We start from the raw sequence: 22,069 nt of genomic DNA on the forward strand, positions 1-22,069 counted from the left end.
AAGCGGGTGTAGTTTAGTGGTAAAACTACAGCCTTCCAAGCTGTTGTCGCGAGTTCGATTCTCGTCACCCGCTTTGAACATTTGTTCATTACCAAGTTTTTAACTTGGGCGCGTAGCTCAGGTGGTTAGAGCGCACGCCTGATAAGCGTGAGGTCGGTGGTTCGAGTCCACTCGTGCCCATTTTGGAGAATTACTCAAGAGGCTGAAGAGGACGGTTTGCTAAATCGTTAGGTCGGGTAACTGGCGCGGGGGTTCGAATCCCCCATTCTCCGTAGAGAATCAAGTTAGCTTTCTAGCTAACTTTTTTGTTACTTTGATACATCAATAGAAATAAAAATGTAACAAAGGCGTAACATAAAATCTTTCATTTTCTGTTATACTAGTTAGTGTCTTATATGAAGGAGTCTTTTATTTTATGAAGAAAAAATTATTAACGACTATTTTACTTAGTACAGTTGCTTTATCACAAGTAGGTACAGTTATTTCCGTAGGAGCTGATTCTACTGATGATAAAATCGCTGCACAAGATAGTAAGATTGCTGATTTGAGTTCAAAAGAACAAAGCGCACAAGCAGAAGTTGATCAAATTCAATCTCAAGTTTCTGAAATCAAAAAACAACAAGAAACTCTTAAAGCTGAAAATGATCGTTTGAACGAAGAGTCTGCTAAACTTTCAGCAGAGATTGAAGAGCTTTCAAAAAATATTGTTGCTCGTCAAGAATCATTGGCGAACCAAGCACGTAGTGCTCAAACAACAGGAACTGCTACAAGTTACATTAACGCCATTGTAAGTTCTGGTTCTTTGACTGAAGCTATTTCTCGTGTTTCTGCAATGAATGAAATTGCTAGTGCCAACAACAAAATGCTTGAAGAGCAAAAACGCGATAAAGAAGCAATTGACGCTAAGCAAAAAGAAAACAATGAAGCAATCAACACTGTTATTGCCAACCAACAAAAATTAGATGATGATGCGCAAGCGTTGACAACTAAAGAAGCTGAGTTGAAGGTTGCACAATTGAATTTGGCAGCTGAAAAATCAACTGCAGAAAACGAAAAGAATGCTTTGCTTGCGGAAAAAGCAGCAGCTGAGAAAGCGGCAGCTGAAGCAGCAGCAGCTGAAGCAGCTTACCGTGCACAACAAGAAGAACAACGTAAGGCTGTAGAAGCATCTGCTAATACTAACTTGCAAGCACAAGTGCAAGCTGCTACTCAAACACCAGCAGCTGAAGCAGCACAACCTCAAGCAACAGTTTCAACTCCTGCTGTAGCACCAGCAGTTCAAACTCAAACAGTTGCTACACCTGCTGCAACTAGTCGTCCAACATACAGCTCGTCTGCAAGTTCATACCCTGTAGGTGAATGTACTTGGGGTGCGAAAGTATTGGCACCTTGGGCTGGTGATTACTGGGGTAATGGAGCACAGTGGGCTGCAAGTGCCGCAGCAGCTGGATTCCGTACTGGTAGCCAACCACAAGTTGGAGCTATTGCATGTTGGAATGACGGTGGATATGGACACGTGGCAGTGGTTACAGCTGTTCAATCTACTACAAGTATCCAAGTATCTGAATCTAACTACTTAGGTATCCGTAGCATTGGGAACTACCGTGGATGGTTTAACCCAGTGAATGCACAAGGATCACTTACTTATATCTATCCAAACTAAGAATTCAAAACACCCACTAAAAGTGGGTGTTTTTTACTATAGTTACTATTTTAATTTTTGATGGATTATGGATTGAAAAATCATGTAAAAAGCGTTACAATGGGTAAAGAGAAGATTTGTACAATTTGTACATTGTGGTTAAATTTATGTGGAGGAAATCATGTCGTTTTCGGATTTAATGCTGTTTGCTTTATCTTCTAACCAAGATTTGGCTGAACGTGTCTCTAAGGAGATGGGATTGCCACTTGGTAAGTCGACCGTACGTCAATTTTCAGATGGGGAAATCCAGGTTAATATTGAGGAGTCTATTCGTGGTAAAGAGGTGTATATTCTTCAATCTACGAGCTCTCCTGTCAATGATAATTTAATGGAAATTTTGATCATGGTAGATGCTTTAAAACGTGCCAGTGCTCAAACCATTAACGTAGTGATGCCTTATTATGGTTATGCTCGTCAAGACCGTAAAGCTCGTGCTCGTGAGCCAATTACATCCAAATTGGTTGCCAATATGTTAGAGATTGCTGGTGTGGATCGTCTCTTAACCATTGATTTGCATGCTGCTCAGATTCAAGGGTTCTTTGATATTCCAGTGGATCATTTGATGGGGGCTCCATTGATTGCAGACTACTTTGAACGTCGTGGCATGGTTGGCTCTGACTATGTGGTAGTCAGTCCGGACCACGGTGGTGTGACTCGTGCTCGTAAGCTAGCTGAATTTTTGAAAACTCCAATTGCCATCATTGATAAACGTCGGAGTGTCGATAAAATGAACACCAGTGAAGTCATGAACATCATTGGGAACGTCGAAGGGAAAACTTGTATCCTGATCGATGATATGATTGATACTGCGGGAACAATTTGCCACGCTGCAGATGCACTTGCTGAAGCAGGAGCTGTAGAAGTTTATGCAAGTTGTACGCACCCTGTATTGTCAGGTCCAGCCATGGACAATATTCAGAAATCAGCAATTAAGAAGTTGGTGGTGTTGGATACCATTTACCTACCTGAAGAGCGCTTAATCGATAAAATTGAACAAATCTCCATCGCAAAACTATTGGCAGAAGCGATTATCCGCATCCATGAAAAACGTCCTCTGTCTCCACTATTTGAAATTGGAAATGCGAAAAAATCTTAAAAATGTAAAAAAGAGGTTGTAGAGAGCCTCTTTTTTAAGAAAGGAAAGATATGTTTTTCAACTGGTTAAAAAAAGAAAGTAAGATAAAAAATCAGAGGGAGGAGTTGCTGAAAGAAGCACAAAAAAATGAGGATAGAATGGATCCTTGTCTACCAAAAAAGACCTTGCCAAAAAGTGGTGCAATCAAATAAAAGAAGTAAAACACTCACAAAATAAAAGATTTCTACTTTAAAAGTCAAATCTTCTCTTACCTAAAAAAATATAAAATTAATTTAAAAAATAGGTCAGATTTTATTGACAAATAAAATATATCGTAGTAAACTAGTAATAGTTACGAAGTAACGAATTATTTTTTAAAATGAAAAAAGGAGATAAAACAATGAAAAAAGTTTTATTATCATCAGTAGCAGCTCTTGCACTTTTTGCAGCAGCAGCACCAGCATTTGCAAATGACAACCCTTCAGTAAATGGTGGAGCTAACCTTCCAGGTGCTTACGATTCACGTGAAGCTTACGAAAACCAATCTGAATTTGAAAGTGCTCGTACAGTTGAAGAATACCTTAACGGTCACATGGGAGAAATCCAAGCTGAAGCAGCGGCTGATCCAGAAGTAGTAGCAGCTAAAGCAGCTTTGGATGCAGTTGAAGGTGGAGACCACAAGTATGGTGAAATTAAAGCAGCATACGATGCAGCATATAACAAAGCATTCTTAAACGTACGTAACGTATATGTACAAAAATTCCAAACTATTCAAAACACAGCTAAGAAAGCTGAAGGCAAGTACTATATCTTGAATGAAACTCCAGAGCAAAAAAATGCTCGTTACTTGAAAGAACATGGAATCAATCCAGAACAAGCTAAAGCTGAACAAGAAAAAGCTAAAGAAGAAGCAGCTAAATCAGAAGAAGCAGCTAAAGCAGCAGCAGCTGGTAAAGCTGGATCTAAACAAGCTGACAAAGCTCTTCCAAAAACAAGCGCAGTTAAATAATTTTTATTAATTAGCTCTTAAATTAAATATCACTGAGCCTTCGGGCTCGGTGTTATTTTTTAGAGTAAACGGTATGTAGGGGATTTTATTTTTATGAATCGTACAGATAAACATTCTAGTTCTAAAAGAAAGGGCATTTCGCTTATTCTTGCTTTGCTTGCTCTTATAGCCCTTGTAGGTGGTTTTGTCCTCTTTAATCCATTTGGGAAACAGACCTCATCTGTTAAAAAGGACACGAGCTCATCATCTAGTGCAAGTAGCAAAGAGGTCAAGTATGAGCCAAGTCAAGAAGAAAAAGAGTATTTAGCCAACCGCTTTGCTCAATTAACTTCTGTCAATCCAGAAGCGATTGCCTATGTTTATGCTCCAGGAACTGAGTTAGATGAGCCTGTTGTTCAAACAGGGGACAATGCTACTTATTTGGATAAGACGTTTGAGGGTGGAAACCAACCTTTAATGGGAACTGTTTTCATGGATACTGATAATAAAAAAGACTTTAGTGATCGTTTGACCTGGTTATTCGGTCATGCTCGCGGGAGCCAGGTTGAAGATCATCGGATGTTTAACGATGTTAACTTCTATGATAACCAGGAGTACTTTAATCAGCATCCTTACGTAGTTATTGAAACACCTGAGCGTAAGTATTATTATGAAGCAATGGGCTTGGTCATTGTTCCTGAAACCACTGCTTTCTATCGTACAAGTTTCACAGATGATGAAGATTTCACTACCCAGTTGAAAAATATCTATGAGTCAGCTCGTACCAAGAATCCAAATATCAAAATCAATGCTTCTGATAAGTACCTAGTCTTGTCTACTTGTCGTGAAGAAGATGATACTATTCGTTCCAATCTCTACCTTCGTCAAATTCCGGATTCGGAAATGAAGGATTTCTTGGCGAAACATGGTGATCAGTTGAATTATGTTGCAACACGTGGTCAAGAATAGAAAAGATTTGGTAAAATTTATTCAATGAGAGGATTTAGCATGTGCTAAGTCCTTTTTTGATGAGAAAGGCCATTATTGTATCATTTTAGTTGGGACTAGCCCCTTTTTTGCGATGCTTTTCCATTTATAGTATAATGGTGATAGAACTTTTTTTGGAGGTGGCTATGGATTTAACAAAACGGTTTAATCAAAATTTGAATCGAATCGAGATTTCTTTGATTCGTCAGTTTGACCAAGCCATTTCTTCTATTCCAGGTGTTTTACGCTTAACCTTGGGTGAGCCAGATTTTACGACACCGTATCATGTAAAGGAAGCGGCAAAAGCAGCTATTGATGCCAACCAGAGTCATTATACGGGGATGAGTGGCTTGCTAGCTTTGCGAGAAGCTGCTAGTCAGTTTGTAGCTGAAAAATATAACCTACAGTATCGACCAGAGGATGAAATTTTGGTTACGATTGGGGCAACGGAGGCCCTTTCTGCGACCTTGACCGCTATATTGGAACCGGGAGATGTGGTGCTCTTACCAGCACCTGCTTATCCTGGTTACGAACCTATTATTAAACTGATGGGGGCTAGTGTCGTCGAAATCGATACGACAGACAATCGCTTTATCCTCAGTCCTGAGGCTTTAGAAAAGGCCATAGAAGAGCAAGGAAATCGCGTCAAGGCGGTTATTCTCAACTACCCAGCTAATCCGACTGGTGTCACCTACTCTAAGGAGCAGATGCAGGATTTGGCTAGAGTCTTGAAGAAATATGAAGTCTTTGTCGTTTGTGATGAAGTTTATTCAGAGCTAACCTATACAGGACAGCCTCACGTTTCTTTGGGATCCTATCTACGGGACCAAGCTATTATTATCAATGGTTTATCAAAGTCTCATGCTATGACAGGCTGGAGACTCGGTTTTATCTTTGCGCCGGCTTCCTTGACAGCTCAATTAATCAAGAGTCATCAGTACTTGGTGACTGCAGCGGGGACCATGAACCAGTATGCAGCCATTGAAGCCTTAACAGTTGGTAAAGACGACGCAGAGCCGATGAAACGAGAATACATAGAGCGTCGAGATTATATCATCAAAGAAATGTCTGCCATGGGCTTTGATATTATCCGCCCGGATGGGGCCTTCTATATTTTTGCTAAGATCCCACAAGGATATAACCAAGACTCTTTCGATTTTTTGAAGCTCCTAGCCCAAGAAAAAGCTGTTGCCTTTATCCCAGGAATGGCTTTTGGTCCATACGGCGAAGGATATGTGCGCTTGTCTTATGCAGCAAGTATGGAAGTAATCCAAGAAGCGATGAGTCGGTTGAAGGAGTTTATGAAAGAACATGCTGGAGAGCATTGAGAGTCGTGGCATCGTCCTCTACCATCGGGATTACCGAGAGGACGATAAGCTGGTTAAAATCTTTACAGAGCAGGCTGGCAAGCTCATGTTTTTCGTGAAACATGCCAATCGTTCTCGCTTGAATTCTATGATCCAACCGTTGACTTTAGCGGATATGTATCTGAAAATCAATGATGACGGACTCAGCTATATCGAAGATATTCATGAGGTTCAAAGTTTCCAAGGGATTAATCAAGATCTTTTTCGTCTTTCCTACGCAACCTATATACTGGCCTTGGCAGATGCTAGTATACAGGATCGTCAACCTGATCCAGCTTTATTTGCTTTTTTAGAGCAGACCTTGCAATTGATGGATCGGGGCTTGGATTATGAAATCTTGACCAATATTTTTGAAATGCAGATTTTATCCCGATTTGGTGTTGCCTTAAACGTCCATGAGTGTTGTGTCTGTCATCGAGTGGGGTTGCCTTTTGATTTTTCATTCCGCTTGGGTGGTGTCCTTTGCCCAGATCATTATGATCGTGACGAAAGACGAGCGCACTGGGATCCAAATGCCCTCTATTTGCTGGATCGTTTTCAAGCTGTGAAATTTAGTGAGTTAGAGACGATTTCCATCCATGATGAGATGAAGAAAGAGTTGAGAAAGTGTCTAGACCAACTCTATGATGAATATGTAGGCATTCATTTAAAAGCTAAGAAATTTATTGATTCCCTAGGAAGCTGGGGAGAGATCTTAAAAGATCAGTCTGGAGGTAGGAAATGAAAAAAATTGCAGTTGATGCAATGGGTGGAGATCATGCTCCACAGGCCCTGGTAGAAGGGGTCAATCAAGCCATACAAGAATTTAAGGATATTGAAGTCATTTTGTATGGGGATGAGGCTAAAATTAAGCAATATCTGACAGCAACTGAACGGGTATCCATCGTCCATACGGATGAGAAAATCAACTCAGATGATGAGCCAACTCGTGCCATTCGTCGGAAAAAGCAAGCTAGCATGGTCTTGGCAGCGCATGCAGTTAAGAATGGGGAAGCGGATGCGATGCTTTCTGCAGGAAATACAGGAGCTCTTCTTGCCTCTGGTTACTTCATCGTCGGTCGGATCAAGGTCATCGATCGTCCAGGTTTGATGTCGACTCTTCCTACCCTTGATGGGAAGGGCTATGATATGTTGGATCTGGGGGCAAATGCTGAAAATACGCCAACTCACTTGCACCAATATGCGATTATGGGCGCCTATTATGCAGAGAATGTCCGTGGCATTAAGCGACCTCGTATCGGTCTCTTAAATAACGGAACAGAGGAAAGCAAAGGGGATCCCCTACGCAAGGAGACCTATCAATTATTAGCAGCAGATCCTTCTCTTAATTTTGTAGGAAATGTGGAAGCGCGTGATTTGATGGATGGAGTTGCTGACGTCATTGTCACAGATGGATTTACAGGAAATGCTGTCCTTAAGACTATGGAAGGAACTGCTCTGGGCCTTTTTAAACAGTTGAAAACGGTCCTTAGTGGTGGTGGCTTGAAAGCTAAGATTGGAGCCTTTCTCTTGAAGAATGATCTACGAGGTTTGAAAAAGACCTTGGATTATTCAGATGTTGGAGGTGCGGTCTTGTTTGGTTTACAAGCCCCTGTCGTGAAAACCCATGGTTCTAGTGATGCCAAGGCAGTCTATAGCACGATTCGCCAGATCCGGACCATGTTAGAAACAGATGTTATCCGTAAATCTGTGGTTGAATTATCAGAATTGGAGGAAGAGAAATGAGTCGTCATCAAGAAATTTTTAAACTAGTTGAAGGGTTGATTAAAGATCATAAGGGATCTGAGTATGAGGTTACTTTGGATTTGGACTTACGAAAGGACTTGGAAGTAGATTCCGTTGATCTCATGGAATACATTATTTATTTGGAAGAAGCCTACCAAATTGATATCCCAGATAAAGACATTGATGCCATGGCAACTGTTGGAGATATGGTAGACTACGTTTTGAAGAAAACAAGCAAATAAAGTTCGGTTTTTACGAACGAATAAGCATCTAAAAATAAGAGGTTGAATCTTTTTGATTCAATCTCTTATTATTTTTGTATTACAAGCGAACAAGATACGGATTTAACTTGAAAAAACAACATCTCTGTGATACACTGAAAGGGATAAAAGATGAAAGGCGAACAAGAAGATGTCCGATCAATTAATTTATACGGGGAAAGCAAAAGATATTTATAGTACAGAAGACGAACATGTGATTAAGTCCGTTTATAAGGACCAGGCCACCATGCTGAATGGAGCTCGCAAAGAGACCATTGAGGGGAAAGGTGTGCTGAATAATCAGATTTCGTCTCTTATTTTTGAAAAATTGAATGCTGCGGGTGTAGCAACTCACTTTATCGAGCGTATTTCTGATACCGAACAATTGAACAAGAAGGTTACCATCATTCCTTTGGAGGTTGTACTTCGTAATGTGACTGCGGGTTCTTTTTCTAAACGCTTTGGTGTTGAAGAAGGTTTAGACTTGAAAACTCCAATCGTTGAATTTTACTACAAGAACGATGAGTTGGATGACCCGTTTATCAATGATGAACACGTCAAGTTTTTGGATATTGCCAATGATGAGCAAATTGCTTATATCAAGGAAGAAACGCGTCGAATCAATGAATTGCTAAAAGATTGGTTTGCACAAATTGGTCTTCGCTTGATTGACTTCAAATTGGAATTTGGTTTTGATAAGGATGGCAAGATTATCTTGGCAGATGAATTCTCACCAGACAACTGCCGCCTTTGGGATGCGGAAGGGCACCATATGGACAAGGATGTTTTCCGTAGAGATTTGGGCAGTTTAACGGATGTTTACAAGGTCGTTTTAGAAAAATTGCAGGGCTTGAAGTAACTTGTTTGAAAGGGAAAACCTTCGTCTTTCAAGTAAAAGGACTCAGGCTGAAAAGGTCTACTAGACCTTTTCACTCCGTAGGGACTTGGGCAGCCTGACAGATGTGTACAAAGTTGTGTTGGAGAAATTACAGGGCTTGATGTAACCTGTTTGAAAGGAAAAACCTTCGTCTTCGATAACTTATTTGAATAGAAATAAAGGAACTAAAATGGATAAACGTATTTTCGTTGAGAAAAAAGCTGATTTTCGTGTGAAATCGGACTCTTTAGTAAAAGAATTACAGCATAATCTTCAGTTGAAAACCTTGAAGGATCTTCGGATTGTTCAGGTTTACGATGTCTTTAATTTGGCAGAGGATTTGTTTGCGCGTGCGGAAAAACACATCTTTTCTGAGCAGGTGACCGATACTGTTTTGGATGAAGCTGCGGTTCAGGCTGATCTTGAGAAGCATGCTTTCTTTGCCATTGAAAGCTTGCCTGGTCAATTTGACCAACGGGCGGCATCTTCACAAGAAGCTTTGCTTTTGCTTGGTAGTTCAAATGATGTAACAGTGAATACAGCACAACTCTACTTGGTTAACAAGGATATTGATGCGAATGAGTTGGAAGCTGTCAAAAACTACCTCTTGAACCCAGTGGATTCTCGTTTCAAAGATATCACTGTTGGCATCGCGAAACAGGATTTCTCTGAGTCTGACAAGACCATTCCAAGCTTGGCTTTCTTTGAAAGCTATACGGCAGAAGATTTTGCACAGTATAAGGCTGAGCAAGGATTGGCAATGGAAGTGGATGACCTTCTCTTCATTCAAGATTACTTCAAATCTATTGGACGTGTACCAACTGAGACTGAACTTAAGGTTTTGGATACTTACTGGTCTGATCACTGCCGTCACACGACTTTCGAAACTGAGTTGAAAAATATCGACTTCTCGGCTTCTAAATTTGAAAAACAATTGCAAGCGACTTATGACAAGTATGTTGCCATGCGTGATGAGTTGGGACGTACAGAAAAACCTCAAACCTTGATGGATATGGCGACTATTTTTGGCCGTTATGAGCGTGCTAATGGTCGGTTGGATGACATGGAAGTGTCTGATGAAATCAATGCCTGCTCAGTTGAAATTGAAGTGGATGTCAATGGTGTCAAAGAACCATGGCTTCTCATGTTCAAGAATGAAACTCACAACCACCCAACGGAAATTGAACCATTTGGTGGAGCGGCTACTTGTATCGGTGGTGCCATTCGTGACCCATTGTCAGGGCGTTCATACGTTTACCAAGCCATGCGTATCTCAGGTGCTGGTGATATTACAGCGCCAATTTCAGAGACTCGCGCTGGTAAATTGCCACAACAAGTGATTTCTAAAACAGCGGCCCACGGTTATTCTTCATACGGGAACCAAATTGGTCTTGCAACAACTTATGTTCGTGAATACTTCCATCCAGGTTTCGTTGCCAAGCGTATGGAGCTAGGTGCTGTTGTCGGTGCAGCTCCTAAGGAAAATGTTGTTCGTGAAAAACCTGAAGCAGGTGATGTGATTATCCTCCTCGGTGGGAAGACTGGACGTGACGGTGTCGGTGGTGCGACAGGTTCTTCTAAAGTTCAAACGGTTGAATCGGTTGAAACAGCTGGTGCTGAGGTTCAAAAAGGGAATGCCATCGAAGAACGGAAGATTCAACGTCTTTTCCGTAATGGGGATGTAACCCGTCTGATCAAGAAATCAAATGACTTTGGTGCTGGTGGTGTCTGTGTGGCTATCGGTGAATTGGCAGATGGTCTTGAAATTGATCTGGATAAAGTACCATTGAAATACCAAGGTTTGAATGGTACAGAAATTGCTATTTCTGAATCTCAAGAACGGATGGCTGTGGTCGTTCGTCCAGAAAATGTAGATGCCTTCGTTGAAGCTTGTAATAAAGAAAATATTGACGCTGTTGTTGTTGCGACAGTGACGGAGAAACCAAATCTTGTCATGCACTGGAATGGTGAAACCATCGTTGATTTGGAACGTCGTTTCCTTGATACAAACGGGGTACGGGTAGTTGTCGATGCCAAGGTGGTTGACAAGGATGTCAAGCTTCCAGAAGAACGCCAAACATCTGCTGAAACCCTTGAAGAAGATACACTTACAGTCTTGGCTGACCTCAATCATGCCAGTCAAAAAGGTTTACAAACCATCTTTGATAGCTCAGTTGGTCGTTCAACAGTCAATCACCCATTGGGTGGTCGCTACCAAGTCACACCAACGGAAGCTTCTGTTCAGAAATTGCCAGTTCAACATGGCGTGACAACGACTGCCTCTGTTATGGCCCAAGGATTTAACCCATACATCGCAGAATGGTCTCCATATCATGGTGCTGCCTATGCAGTGATTGAAGCAACCGCTCGTTTGGTTGCTGCTGGTGCCAACTGGTCTAAGGCTCGTTTCTCTTATCAAGAATACTTCGAGCGGATGGATAAACAAGCAGAGCGTTTTGGTCAACCAGTAGCTGCTCTTCTTGGATCCATCGAAGCTCAGATTCAACTTGGTTTACCATCTATCGGTGGTAAAGACTCGATGTCTGGTACCTTTGAAGAATTAACCGTACCACCAACCTTGGTTGCTTTTGGGGTCACAACTGCAGATAGCCGCAAAGTCCTTTCTCCAGAATTTAAAGCTGCTGGTGAAAATATTTACTACATTCCTGGTCAAGCTTTGGCACAAGAAATTGACTTCGAACTTATCAAATCTAACTTTGCTCAATTTGAAGCCATCCAAGCTGACCACAAAGTGACAGCCGCATCAGCTGTTAAATATGGTGGTGTGGTTGAAGCTCTTGCACTTGCAACATTTGGTAACCATATCGGAGCAAATGTCGAATTAGCTGACCTTGACACTAGCTTGACAGCCCAATTGGGTGGATTCGTCTTCACATCGCCTGAAGAAATTGCAGGTGTTGCCAAGATCGGACAAACAGTAGCAGACTTTACACTAGTTGTCAACGGTGTAACGCTTGATGGACACAAACTTGACAGTGCCTTCCAAGGTAAATTGGAAGAGGTTTACCCAACAGAATTTGCACAAGCAACTGAGTTAGAAGAAGTACCTGCAGTGGCATCAGATGCTGTTATCAAGGCTAAAGAAACAGTTGAGACACCAGTGGTTTACATCCCAGTATTCCCAGGTACCAACTCAGAATATGACTCCGCTAAGGCCTTTGAAAAAGAAGGTGCCAAAGTTAACCTGGTACCATTTGTCACGCTGAATGAAGAGGCAATTGTCAAGTCTGTTGACACTATGGTTGACAATATCGAAAAAGCTAACATTATCTTCTTTGCAGGTGGTTTCTCAGCAGCGGATGAACCAGATGGGTCTGCTAAATTTATCGTTAACATCTTGCTCAATGAAAAAGTACGTGCAGCTATCGATCATTTCATCGAAAGAGGTGGTTTGATTATCGGTATCTGTAATGGATTCCAAGCTCTTGTCAAATCAGGTCTTCTTCCATACGGTAACTTTGAAGATGCAAGTAGCACGAGTCCAACCCTCTTCTACAATGATGCCAACCAACACGTGGCTAAGATGGTAGAAACACGGATTGCCAATACCAACTCACCATGGCTTGCTGGAGTGCAAGTTGGGGACATCCATGCCATCCCAGTATCACACGGTGAAGGGAAGTTTGTCGTGACAGCTGAGGAATTCGCGGAGCTTCGTGACAATGGTCAAATCTTTAGCCAATATGTTGACTTCGAAGGCAACCCAAGCATGGATTCTAAATACAATCCTAACGGATCTGTCCATGCGATCGAAGGAATTACAAGTAAGAACGGTCAAATTATTGGGAAGATGGGTCACTCAGAACGTTTCGAAGCTGGTCTCTTCCAAAATATTCCAGGAAATAAAGATCAACATCTCTTTGCATCAGCAGTTCAATACTTTACTGGAAAATAAAAGGTATACAACATGACATACGAAGTAAAATCTCTTAATGAAGAGTGTGGAGTCTTTGGGATTTGGGGACATCCAGACGCAGCAAAACTCACCTATTTTGGCCTTCACAGTCTCCAACACCGGGGACAAGAAGGGGCAGGAATCCTGGCCAATGACCAAGGAACTTTGAGACGTCATCGGGATACAGGTCTGCTTTCAGAAGTCTTTCGGAATCCTTTAAATTTGGAAAAATTGACAGGATCTTCTGCTATTGGACATGTTCGCTATGCGACAGCGGGGGAAGCGTCTGTGGATAACATCCAACCCTTCCTCTTCCGCTTTCAAGATACGCAGTTTGGTCTGGCCCATAATGGGAATTTGACCAATGCCCAATCGCTTAAATCGGAATTAGAAAAAAATGGAGCCATCTTTAGCTCGACCTCTGACTCAGAAATTCTGGCCCACTTGATCCGTCGGAGCCACAACCCTTCCTTTATGGGGAAAATCAAGGAAGCACTCAATACGGTCAAAGGTGGATTTGCTTATCTGATGTTGTTTGAAGATAAGCTGATCGCAGCTCTAGACCCAAATGGATTCCGTCCTCTTTCCATCGGGAAAATGGCCAATGGTGCCTTGGTTGTTTCTTCGGAAACCTGTGCCTTTGAGGTGATTGGGGCAGAATGGATCCGAGATGTGCATCCTGGTGAGCTCGTGATCTTTGATGAAAATGGCATTACCTATGATCGCTATACGGATGATACTCAACTAGCAATTTGTTCTATGGAGTATATCTATTTTGCTCGTCCTGATTCCAATATCCAAGGGGTCAACGTCCATACAGCTCGCAAGCGGATGGGAGCTCAGTTGGCTAGAGAATTTAAGAACCAGGCAGATATTGTGGTGGGGGTGCCCAACTCTTCTCTCAGTGCGGCCATGGGCTTTGCGGAAGAATCCGGTCTGCCAAATGAAATGGGCTTGATCAAGAATCAGTATGTCCAACGGACCTTTATCCAACCGACTCAGGAATTGCGGGAACAAGGAGTGCGAATGAAGCTCTCTGCCGTATCTGGGGTCGTGAAAGGCAAACGGGTTGTCATGATTGATGATTCCATCGTGCGTGGGACAACCTCTCGTCGGATTGTGAAACTGTTGAAAGAAGCAGGGGCTACCGAAGTCCATGTAGCAATTGCCAGTCCAGCTCTGGCTTATCCATGTTTCTATGGAATTGATATTCAGAGCCGTGAAGAGCTGATCGCAGCCAACCACACAGTAGAGGAAACTTGTGAGATTATTGGTGCGGATAGCTTGACCTACTTGTCCATTGATGGCTTGATTGATTCTATTGGCATTGATACCGATGCACCAAACGGTGGTCTTTGTGTGGCTTACTTTGATGGGAAATACCCAACCCCTTTGTATGACTATGAAGAACGCTATTTGGAAAGCTTGAATGAGCAGACATCCTTTTATTAAGAATGTTTACAAGTGAATCTGATCAATCATCAGTAGGATCTAGGAAAAGAAAAAGTAATAAACAAATGACAAACAAAAATGCTTACGCGCCACGTCTCACTACTGACTAAAAGCTAAAGCATTTATCAGTAGACGCTTTGTCCTATGGGACCAAAGCTAGAGACCTGACTAGTATTTTTAGATAAAATAATTGTTTATCTAAAAATACGTCGCACTCTTTCTCAAAAAAAGAAAAGGATTAAAAAATGACAAATAAGAATGCATACGCTCAATCGGGTGTGGACGTTGAAGCGGGTTATGAAGTTGTTGAACGGATCAAAAAACACGTGGCACGTACGGAACGTGCGGGTGTTATGGGAGCTCTTGGTGGTTTCGGTGGTATGTTTGATCTTTCAAAAACAGGTGTCAAAGAGCCAGTTTTGATTTCAGGGACGGACGGTGTCGGAACCAAGCTCATGCTGGCTATCAAGTATGACAAACACGATACCATTGGCCAAGACTGTGTGGCTATGTGTGTCAATGATATCATCGCTGCAGGTGCGGAGCCCCTCTACTTCTTGGACTACGTCGCAACTGGTAAAAATGAACCAGCTAAATTGGAACAGGTCGTTGCAGGAGTAGCCGAAGGGTGTGTACAAGCTGGTGCAGCCCTCATCGGTGGAGAAACGGCTGAAATGCCTGGTATGTATGGTGAAGACGACTATGACTTGGCTGGTTTTGCTGTTGGTGTTGCAGAAAAATCTCAGATCATCGACGGTTCAAAAGTAGCAGCAGGTGATGTGATTCTTGGACTTGCCTCAAGCGGTATCCACTCAAATGGTTACTCACTCGTTCGTCGTGTCTTTGCGGATTACACAGGTGAAGAAGTATTGCCTGAGTTAGAAGGCAAGAAACTTAAAGACGTTCTTTTGGAACCAACTCGTATCTACGTCAAGGCTGTTTTGCCACTCATCAAAGAAGAATTGGTCAACGGGATTGCCCACATCACAGGTGGTGGTTTCATCGAAAATGTACCACGGATGTTCGCGGATGACTTGGCTGCTGAAATTGACGAAAGCAAAGTTCCAGTTCTTCCGATTTTCAAAGCCCTTGAAAAATATGGCCAAATCAAACACGAAGAAATGTTTGAAATCTTCAACATGGGAATTGGTCTCATGCTTGCGGTCAAACCAGAAAATGTGGAACGTGTCAAAGAACTTCTTGATGAACCTGTTTATGAAATCGGTCGAATTGTGAAGAAAGATGGCGCAAGTGTGGTGATTAAATAATGGCTAAAAGGATTGCTGTTTTTGCTTCCGGGAATGGTTCAAACTTTCAGGTGATTGCGGAACAATTTCCAGTAGAATTTGTTTTTTCAGATCACCGGGATGCCTATGTCATAGAACGTGCCGAAAAGCTAGGGGTATTATCCTACGCTTTCGAACTCAAAGAGTTTGAGAACAAGGCAGACTATGAAGGAGCCATTGTCGAACTTTTGGATGAACATCAGATTGACTTGGTTTGTCTGGCAGGCTATATGAAAATCGTCGGTCCAACCTTGCTAGCAGCTTATGAAGGCCGTATCATTAATATTCACCCAGCCTATCTTCCTGAATTTCCAGGTGCTCATGGTATTGAGGATGCTTGGAATGCAGGCGTTGACCAGTCTGGCGTGACTATTCACTGGGTGGATTCTGGTGTGGACACTGGTAAGGTCATCAAACAAGTCCGTGTGCCACGCCTTGAAGGGGATACCCTTGATACTTTCGAGACGCGCATCCACGAAACAGAGTACAAGCTCTATCCAGAAGTCTTGGAACATTTGGGAGTTGCACGAAAATAAGGAAGCCCTAGAGCTGAAAAAACATTTTTGACTCTAGCAGATGAAGAACTTTTTTAAAAAAGGAAAAGAAAAAAATGACTAAACGCGCACTAATTAGTGTTTCAGACAAAGCGGGCATTGTTGAATTTGCCCAAGAACTCAAGAAACTTGGTTGGGACATTATCTCAACAGGTGGGACTAAAGTTGCCCTTGATAATGCTGGGGTAGACACCATTGCCATCGATGATGTGACTGGTTTCCCAGAAATGATGGACGGTCGTGTGAAGACCCTCCACCCAAATATCCACGGAGGTCTTCTCGCTCGTCGTGATCTTGATAGTCACCTAGAGGCTGCTAAGGATAATCAGATTGAGCTCATCGACCTTGTTGTGGTAAATCTTTACCCATTTAAGGAAACCATCCTTAAACCAGATGTGACTTACGCTGACGCGGTGGAGAACATTGATATCGGTGGACCATCCATGCTTCGTTCAGCAGCGAAAAACCACGCTAGCGTAACGGTTGTGGTAGACCCTGCTGACTACGCTGTTGTGCTTAATGAATTGGCAGCCAACGGCGAAACCTCTTACGAAACTCGCCAACGTTTGGCAGCGAAAGTATTCCGCCACACAGCAGCCTATGATGCTTTGATCGCAGAATACTTCACAGCTCAAGTGGGTGAAAGCAAACCTGAAAAACTCACTTTGACGTATGATCTCAAACAACCAATGCGTTACGGTGAGAACCCTCAACAAGATGCCGATTTCTATCAAAAAGCCTTGCCAACGGATTATTCCATTGCATCAGCGAAACAGCTCAACGGTAAGGAATTGTCCTTTAACAATATCCGTGACGCGGATGCTGCGATTCGGATCATCCGTGACTTCAAAGACCGTCCAACAGTTGTGGCTCTCAAACACATGAACCCATGTGGGATCGGTCAAGCTGATGACATCGAAACTGCTTGGGATTACGCTTATGAGTCTGACCCAGTATCCATCTTCGGTGGAATCGTCGTTCTCAACCGTGAAGTGGACGCTGCGACAGCTGAGAAGATGCACGGTGTCTTCCTTGAAATCATCATTGCACCAAGCTACACAGACGAAGCGCTTGAAATATTGACAACCAAGAAGAAAAACTTGCGCATCCTAGCTTTGCCATTTGATGCTCAAGATGCCAGTGAAGCAGAAGCAGAATACACTGGTGTTGTTGGTGGTCTCCTCGCTCAAGACCAAGACGTGGTCAAAGAAAGTCCAGCTGACTGGCAAGTGGTGACCAAACGTCAACCAACGGAGACAGAAGCGACAGCTCTTGAGTTTGCTTGGAAAGCCATCAAGTACGTCAAATCAAATGGTATCATCGTGACCAACGACCACATGACACTTGGTGTTGGGCCAGGTCAAACCAATCGTGTGGCATCTGTCCGCATCGCTATTGACCAAGCTAAAGACCGCCTTGACGGCGCTGTCCTTGCTTCTGATGCCTTCTTCCCATTTGCGGATAACGTGGAAGAAATCGCTAAGGCAGGAATTAAGGCTATCATCCAACCGGGTGGATCAGTCCGTGACCAAGAGTCAATCGAAGCGGCTGACAAATATGGCTTAACCATGATCTTTACAGGTGTTCGTCACTTCAGACATTAATCTAAAAAGGCACTCATCGATGATTGAGCGCCTTTTGTTCTGGTTAGGAATTCCTTAATTTGGATAGATATAGCTGACTGTTCCCCAGACAACATTCGTGGGGTCAAACCAGCCACGGAAATTGTTGATGGTCCGATTTCCATTGTAATTAGCTTCCTTCACTTGGATCTTTTGATCATGTTCGACCTCCGTCACGACTGCAACGTGGCCATAGCCTCCATTATCCCAACAGGCGATAGCACCGACCTCTGGGGTATTTCCTGTCCGGAAGCCCGCAGCGCGTGCACTAGCTGACCACATGCCACCGTTTCCCCACCAGTTTTGTGACCAAGGAGCCAGCTCTTTGGCTGCCCAGGTACATTCACCGACGGGATAGTAATTATCCGATTGGGTGACCATTGGAGCAGGTTTGGCCCGCTCGACCTGAAATTCAGTGGCAAGTAAACCTTTTAAGTGCCCCTTGTCTTTTTGGTAGACGTGGAGATGAAAGGTTCCTTTCCCTGTATGTTTCTCGGCATTGAAGGATAATTGGTAGCGACCGGGTGCCGTTCTTTTTGCGGGATACCAGATCAAGTCGTCTTGGCCATCTTGTTCAGACCAGATGGGAAAGAAGACCTCCTCCACATCTTCAAAAAGCTGGAGTTGGATCTCAAATAGCTGTGTAGTGCTAGGTCGGACTGTAATCTTGGGTTGGGAAGATGCCAGGTCTTTTTTTTCAACGATTGTCTGTAGAGGAAACAGTCCTTCAATATTTCCGTTAGAATGGATACCGTAGACATGGATATGATAAAGTCCTGCTTGATCCAAATGATTGGTCAGAGGTACTTGCAAATCAAACCCATTTTCTCCTCGTTGGACAGGATACCAAATGAGGTCGTCTTGTCCGTTTTGCTCGGACCAAATGGGGACGCTAACGCTTTGGAAGCGGTCTGGAATGGTCCCGAGGTGGACAACTAATTGTCCCTTTTCCTTGTAGATATAATTGACGTTTTGGTCTGCTCTTGCAACTTGTGAAGCTCCTGCCCAGAAAAGACAAGCTGCCAAGAGTAGTTTCTTTATTCTCTGCATAAAACTCCTTTTTTAAAAAATATTAGAGGTCTCAATTATAATATTCGTAAAAAGGAGCAGAAATTTAAAAAATAATGAAAAAAGTTTGTTTTCTAATGAAAATCATCGGATATTCCTTGAAACATTAGAATAAAACGAACGATTATGATATAATTTAATAAAATAATTCGCAAAAGAGGTTCGAGATGAAACTTTTGGTTGTTGGATCTGGCGGTCGTGAGCATGCGATTGCCAAGAAGTTGTTGGAGTCTACAGACGTTGAGCAGGTTTTTGTGGCTCCTGGTAATGACGGGATGCGATTAGACGGTCTGGATTTGATCAATATCGGAATTTCCGAACATTCTAAGCTGATTGACTTCGCAAAAGTCAATGAGATTGCTTGGACCTTTATCGGTCCAGATGATGCCCTTGCGGCTGGAATCGTGGATGACTTCAATGCGGCAGGACTCAAAGCCTTTGGTCCGACCAAGGCTGCAGCTGAGTTAGAGTGGTCCAAGGATTTTGCCAAGGAAATCATGGTCAAATACGACGTTCCGACAGCAGCCTATGGAACCTTTTCAGATTTCGAGGAAGCCAAGGCCTACATCGAAGAAAAAGGCGCTCCAATCGTCGTCAAGGCAGACGGGCTTGCTCTTGGGAAAGGTGTTGTCGTTGCGGAGACAGTTGAGCAAGCAGTTGAAGCCGCTCACGAGATGCTGTTGGACAATAAATTCGGTGATTCAGGTGCGCGTGTGGTCATCGAGGAATTCCTTGACGGGGAAGAATTCTCTCTCTTTGCCTTTGTCAATGGGGACAAGTTCTACATCATGCCAACGGCTCAGGACCACAAACGTGCCTATGATGGCGACAAGGGCCCTAACACTGGTGGGATGGGTGCCTATGCGCCAGTTCCTCACTTGCCACAGAGCGTGGTTGACACAGCGGTTGACACCATTGTCAAGCCAGTTCTTGAAGGTATGATCAAAGAAGGTCGTCCTTACACTGGAGTCCTTTATGCGGGACTTATCTTGACAGCTGACGGACCTAAAGTCATCGAGTTCAACGCTCGTTTTGGAGATCCTGAAACGCAAATCATCTTGCCTCGTTTGACATCTGACTTTGCACAAAATATCACTGACATTTTGGATGGCAAAGAGCCAACTATCACTTGGACGGACAAGGGTGTGACACTAGGCGTGGTTGTAGCTTCAAACGGCTACCCACTCGCTTATGAGAAGGGTGTCAAGCTTCCAGCCAAGACAGAAGGCGACATCATCACTTACTATGCTGGTGCTAAATTCGCTGAAAACGACCAAGACCTCCTCTCAAACGGAGGACGTGTTTACATGTTGGTCACCACAGCTGATACTGTCAAAGAAGCCCAAGACACCATCTACAAGGAACTCGATAAACAAAACACAGAAGGCCTGTTCTACCGTACGGATATCGGTAGCAAGGCTATAAAGTAAAAGTATAAAAATAACGCGACGAAGTCGCCAAATACGATAATGGTCGCCGTAGTGAAAAGACCAGAACAGTTTCTGTTCTGGTCGGGGGAAACTTTGAGACCTTAGGCTCAAAGTTTAGGAATGAAACCGAAGGTTTGCTTCCGTCCCCACCACCTAAGACCATTATCAAAAAAGAAAAGGATATTATTAACTATGAAACCAGTAATTTCCATCATCATGGGCTCAAAATCCGACTGGGCAACCATGCAAAAAGCTGCTGAAGTCCTTGACAACTTCGGCATCGCTTACGAAAAGAAAGTTGTTTCCGCACACCGTACACCGGACCTCATGTTCAAACATGCCGAAGAAGCACGTAGCCGTGGCATCAAGGTCATCATCGCGGGTGCTGGTGGCGCTGCTCACTTGCCAGGGATGGTTGCTGCTAAAACAACCCTTCCAGTTATCGGGGTACCTGTCAAGTCTCGTGCCCTTAGCGGTGTGGATTCTCTTTATTCTATCGTTCAAATGCCAGGTGGAGTGCCAGTCGCAACCATGGCAATCGGTGAAGCCGGTGCGACTAACGCTGCCCTCTTTGCCCTTCGTCTCCTTTCAGTAGAGGATCAGGCTATTGCGACAGCTTTGGCGGATTTTGCTGAAGAACAAGGAAAAATTGCAGAGGAGTCTACAAATGAGCTCAACTAAAACCATTGGTATCATCGGTGGTGGTCAACTCGGTCAGATGATGGCGATCTCAGCTATCTACATGGGACACAAGGTTATCGCCTTGGACCCAGCAGCTGATTGCCCAGCCTCTCGCGTGGCAGAAATCATCGTAGCTCCTTACGACGATGTGGAAGCCCTTCGTCAGTTGGCAGACCGCTGTGATGTTCTCACTTATGAATTTGAAAATGTCGATGCTGATGGTTTGGATGCTGTTATCAAAGAAGGCCAGCTTCCACAAGGAACAGATCTGCTTCGCATCTCTCAAAATCGAATCTTTGAGAAGGACTTCCTCTCCAACAAGGCCCAAGTGACGGTAGCTCCTTACAAGGTTGTGACCTCAAGACAAGATTTGACAGATATCGATCTGTCGAAAAACTATGTCCTAAAGACGGCGACTGGTGGCTACGATGGCCATGGTCAGAAGGTCATTCGTTCAGAAGCAGATTTGGAAGAGGCCTATGCTTTAGCTGATTCAGCAGACTGCGTTTTAGAAGAGTTCGTCAACTTTGACCTTGAAATTTCGGTCATCGTGTCAGGTAACGGCAAGGACGTGACAGTCTTTCCCGTTCAGGAAAATATCCACCGCAACAACATTCTTTCAAAAACCATTGTGCCCGCTCGCATTTCTGAAAGTCTAGCTGAAAAAGCCAAGGCCATGGCAGTGCGAATTGCAGAACAACTCAACCTTTCTGGAACTCTTTGCGTGGAAATGTTTGCGACAGCTGATGACATTATCGTCAACGAAATCGCGCCTCGCCCACATAATTCAGGTCACTACTCAATTGAAGCCTGTGACTTTTCACAGTTTGACACGCATATCTTGGGCGTTCTCGGAGCACCACTTCCTGCTATTCACCTCCATGCACCAGCTGTTATGCTCAATGTTCTCGGCCAACACGTCGAGGCTGCTGAAACATATGTGACAGAAAATCCAAGCGCTCACCTCCACTTATATGGTAAACTAGAAGCAAAGCACAACCGCAAAATGGGACATGTGACTTTGTTTAGTGATGAACCAGATAATGTGGTTGAGTTTGGGAGAGGGATTGATTTTTAAA

19 protein-coding genes and 3 tRNA genes are annotated in these 22,069 nt (G+C 43.4%); 21 read left to right on the forward strand and 1 reads right to left on the reverse strand.

From position 1 onward, the window contains the following. The first annotated feature begins 2 nt into the window (after positions 1–2). The 18 genes from ADH27_RS07300 to purH all read left to right on the forward strand — a co-directional run bounded on the left by ADH27_RS07300 (position 3) and on the right by purH (position 17,793). Positions 3–73, forward strand: a tRNA-Gly gene (locus tag ADH27_RS07300). 33 nt (positions 74–106) lie between these two features. Further along, positions 107–180, forward strand: a tRNA-Ile gene (locus tag ADH27_RS07305). 4 nt (positions 181–184) lie between these two features. Then, a tRNA-Ser gene (locus tag ADH27_RS07310) sits at positions 185–272 on the forward strand. Between the two features lie 143 nt (positions 273–415). After that, positions 416–1,663 carry a peptidoglycan hydrolase PcsB gene (gene pcsB / locus ADH27_RS07315; RefSeq protein ID WP_048717043.1) on the forward strand — a complete coding sequence of 416 codons (1,248 nt, stop codon included), beginning with the start codon at positions 416–418 and terminating at the stop codon, positions 1,661–1,663. Positions 1,664–1,823: 160 nt separating this feature from the next. Further along, on the forward strand, positions 1,824–2,798 hold the full coding sequence (locus ADH27_RS07320; RefSeq protein WP_048717045.1) for a ribose-phosphate diphosphokinase: 975 nt from the start codon (positions 1,824–1,826) through the stop codon (positions 2,796–2,798). Between the two features lie 50 nt (positions 2,799–2,848). After that, positions 2,849–2,989: a hypothetical protein gene (locus ADH27_RS07325; protein ID WP_023027442.1), complete on the forward strand. Its 141-nt coding sequence runs from the start codon at positions 2,849–2,851 to the stop codon at positions 2,987–2,989. A 188-nt stretch (positions 2,990–3,177) separates the two neighbouring features. Continuing rightward, on the forward strand, positions 3,178–3,786 hold the full coding sequence (gene abpA, locus ADH27_RS07330) for an amylase-binding adhesin AbpA (protein WP_048717048.1): 609 nt from the start codon (positions 3,178–3,180) through the stop codon (positions 3,784–3,786). Positions 3,787–3,879: 93 nt separating this feature from the next. Then, positions 3,880–4,734 carry a class B sortase, LPKTxAVK-specific gene (srtB, locus tag ADH27_RS07335; RefSeq protein ID WP_048717050.1) on the forward strand — a complete coding sequence of 285 codons (855 nt, stop codon included), beginning with the start codon at positions 3,880–3,882 and terminating at the stop codon, positions 4,732–4,734. A 164-nt stretch (positions 4,735–4,898) separates the two neighbouring features. Continuing rightward, positions 4,899–6,080 carry a pyridoxal phosphate-dependent aminotransferase gene (locus ADH27_RS07340; protein ID WP_048717052.1) on the forward strand — a complete coding sequence of 394 codons (1,182 nt, stop codon included), beginning with the start codon at positions 4,899–4,901 and terminating at the stop codon, positions 6,078–6,080. After that, positions 6,064–6,843 carry a DNA repair protein RecO gene (recO, locus tag ADH27_RS07345; RefSeq protein ID WP_048717054.1) on the forward strand — a complete coding sequence of 260 codons (780 nt, stop codon included), beginning with the start codon at positions 6,064–6,066 and terminating at the stop codon, positions 6,841–6,843. Before ADH27_RS07340 ends, recO begins: the two co-directional genes overlap by 17 nt. After that, complete coding sequence (plsX, locus tag ADH27_RS07350; protein ID WP_048687892.1) at positions 6,840–7,844, forward strand: phosphate acyltransferase PlsX; 1,005 nt, start codon at positions 6,840–6,842, stop codon at positions 7,842–7,844. The genes recO and plsX overlap by 4 nt, the downstream gene beginning before the upstream one ends. After that, positions 7,841–8,086 (forward strand): acyl carrier protein, encoded by a 246-nt coding sequence (locus tag ADH27_RS07355; protein WP_006595305.1) that lies wholly within the window; start codon positions 7,841–7,843, stop codon positions 8,084–8,086. Before plsX ends, ADH27_RS07355 begins: the two co-directional genes overlap by 4 nt. A 169-nt stretch (positions 8,087–8,255) precedes the next feature. Next, complete coding sequence (gene purC, locus ADH27_RS07360) at positions 8,256–8,963, forward strand: phosphoribosylaminoimidazolesuccinocarboxamide synthase (protein WP_048717056.1); 708 nt, start codon at positions 8,256–8,258, stop codon at positions 8,961–8,963. A gap of 208 nt (positions 8,964–9,171) precedes the next feature. Then, positions 9,172–12,897, forward strand: a complete 3,726-nt coding sequence (locus ADH27_RS07365; RefSeq protein ID WP_048717058.1) for a phosphoribosylformylglycinamidine synthase — start codon at positions 9,172–9,174, stop codon at positions 12,895–12,897. 12 nt (positions 12,898–12,909) lie between these two features. After that, complete coding sequence (gene purF / locus ADH27_RS07370; RefSeq protein ID WP_048717059.1) at positions 12,910–14,349, forward strand: amidophosphoribosyltransferase; 1,440 nt, start codon at positions 12,910–12,912, stop codon at positions 14,347–14,349. A gap of 245 nt (positions 14,350–14,594) precedes the next feature. After that, the gene (gene purM, locus ADH27_RS07375) at positions 14,595–15,617 is read left to right on the forward strand and encodes a phosphoribosylformylglycinamidine cyclo-ligase (protein ID WP_048717061.1); all 1,023 of its coding nucleotides are present in this window, start codon (positions 14,595–14,597) and stop codon (positions 15,615–15,617) included. Next, positions 15,617–16,171: a phosphoribosylglycinamide formyltransferase gene (purN, locus tag ADH27_RS07380; protein WP_048717063.1), complete on the forward strand. Its 555-nt coding sequence runs from the start codon at positions 15,617–15,619 to the stop codon at positions 16,169–16,171. Before purM ends, purN begins: the two co-directional genes overlap by 1 nt. Positions 16,172–16,245: 74 nt before the next feature. Then, positions 16,246–17,793, forward strand: coding sequence for a bifunctional phosphoribosylaminoimidazolecarboxamide formyltransferase/IMP cyclohydrolase (gene purH, locus ADH27_RS07385; protein ID WP_048717065.1), 1,548 nt, complete (start codon positions 16,246–16,248; stop codon positions 17,791–17,793). A gap of 54 nt (positions 17,794–17,847) precedes the next feature. Here the strand turns inward: purH and ADH27_RS07390 are convergent, their stop codons facing one another. Beyond that, entirely contained in the window at positions 17,848–18,861 is a 1,014-nt protein-coding gene (locus tag ADH27_RS07390) for a GBS Bsp-like repeat-containing protein (protein WP_048717067.1), read from the reverse strand. 185 nt (positions 18,862–19,046) lie between these two features. On the opposite strand from ADH27_RS07390, the gene purD reads away from it, so the two are divergent. The 3 genes from purD to purK all read left to right on the forward strand — a co-directional run bounded on the left by purD (position 19,047) and on the right by purK (position 22,068). Next, complete coding sequence (gene purD / locus ADH27_RS07395) at positions 19,047–20,309, forward strand: phosphoribosylamine--glycine ligase (RefSeq protein WP_048717069.1); 1,263 nt, start codon at positions 19,047–19,049, stop codon at positions 20,307–20,309. Positions 20,310–20,501: 192 nt separating this feature from the next. Next, positions 20,502–20,990, forward strand: a complete 489-nt coding sequence (gene purE, locus ADH27_RS07400; protein WP_048717071.1) for a 5-(carboxyamino)imidazole ribonucleotide mutase — start codon at positions 20,502–20,504, stop codon at positions 20,988–20,990. Then, on the forward strand, positions 20,977–22,068 hold the full coding sequence (gene purK / locus ADH27_RS07405) for a 5-(carboxyamino)imidazole ribonucleotide synthase (RefSeq protein ID WP_048717073.1): 1,092 nt from the start codon (positions 20,977–20,979) through the stop codon (positions 22,066–22,068). The genes purE and purK overlap by 14 nt, the downstream gene beginning before the upstream one ends. Position 22,069 lies beyond the last annotated feature (1 nt).

Origin of the sequence: Streptococcus sp. 343_SSPC, from assembly GCF_001072385.1 — a bacterium.
Lineage (GTDB): Bacteria > Bacillota > Bacilli > Lactobacillales > Streptococcaceae > Streptococcus.

Coding starts and splice junctions, on each gene's coding strand:
- pcsB (WP_048717043.1), top strand. CDS start 416: ATGAAGAAAAAATTATTAACGACTATTTTACTTAGTACAGTTGCTTTA.
- ADH27_RS07320 (WP_048717045.1), top strand. CDS start 1,824: ATGTCGTTTTCGGATTTAATGCTGTTTGCTTTATCTTCTAACCAAGAT.
- ADH27_RS07325 (WP_023027442.1), top strand. CDS start 2,849: ATGTTTTTCAACTGGTTAAAAAAAGAAAGTAAGATAAAAAATCAGAGG.
- abpA (WP_048717048.1), top strand. CDS start 3,178: ATGAAAAAAGTTTTATTATCATCAGTAGCAGCTCTTGCACTTTTTGCA.
- srtB (WP_048717050.1), top strand. CDS start 3,880: ATGAATCGTACAGATAAACATTCTAGTTCTAAAAGAAAGGGCATTTCG.
- ADH27_RS07340 (WP_048717052.1), top strand. CDS start 4,899: ATGGATTTAACAAAACGGTTTAATCAAAATTTGAATCGAATCGAGATT.
- recO (WP_048717054.1), top strand. CDS start 6,064: ATGCTGGAGAGCATTGAGAGTCGTGGCATCGTCCTCTACCATCGGGAT.
- plsX (WP_048687892.1), top strand. CDS start 6,840: ATGAAAAAAATTGCAGTTGATGCAATGGGTGGAGATCATGCTCCACAG.
- ADH27_RS07355 (WP_006595305.1), top strand. CDS start 7,841: ATGAGTCGTCATCAAGAAATTTTTAAACTAGTTGAAGGGTTGATTAAA.
- purC (WP_048717056.1), top strand. CDS start 8,256: ATGTCCGATCAATTAATTTATACGGGGAAAGCAAAAGATATTTATAGT.
- ADH27_RS07365 (WP_048717058.1), top strand. CDS start 9,172: ATGGATAAACGTATTTTCGTTGAGAAAAAAGCTGATTTTCGTGTGAAA.
- purF (WP_048717059.1), top strand. CDS start 12,910: ATGACATACGAAGTAAAATCTCTTAATGAAGAGTGTGGAGTCTTTGGG.
- purM (WP_048717061.1), top strand. CDS start 14,595: ATGACAAATAAGAATGCATACGCTCAATCGGGTGTGGACGTTGAAGCG.
- purN (WP_048717063.1), top strand. CDS start 15,617: ATGGCTAAAAGGATTGCTGTTTTTGCTTCCGGGAATGGTTCAAACTTT.
- purH (WP_048717065.1), top strand. CDS start 16,246: ATGACTAAACGCGCACTAATTAGTGTTTCAGACAAAGCGGGCATTGTT.
- ADH27_RS07390 (WP_048717067.1), bottom strand. CDS start 18,861: ATGCAGAGAATAAAGAAACTACTCTTGGCAGCTTGTCTTTTCTGGGCA.
- purD (WP_048717069.1), top strand. CDS start 19,047: ATGAAACTTTTGGTTGTTGGATCTGGCGGTCGTGAGCATGCGATTGCC.
- purE (WP_048717071.1), top strand. CDS start 20,502: ATGAAACCAGTAATTTCCATCATCATGGGCTCAAAATCCGACTGGGCA.
- purK (WP_048717073.1), top strand. CDS start 20,977: ATGAGCTCAACTAAAACCATTGGTATCATCGGTGGTGGTCAACTCGGT.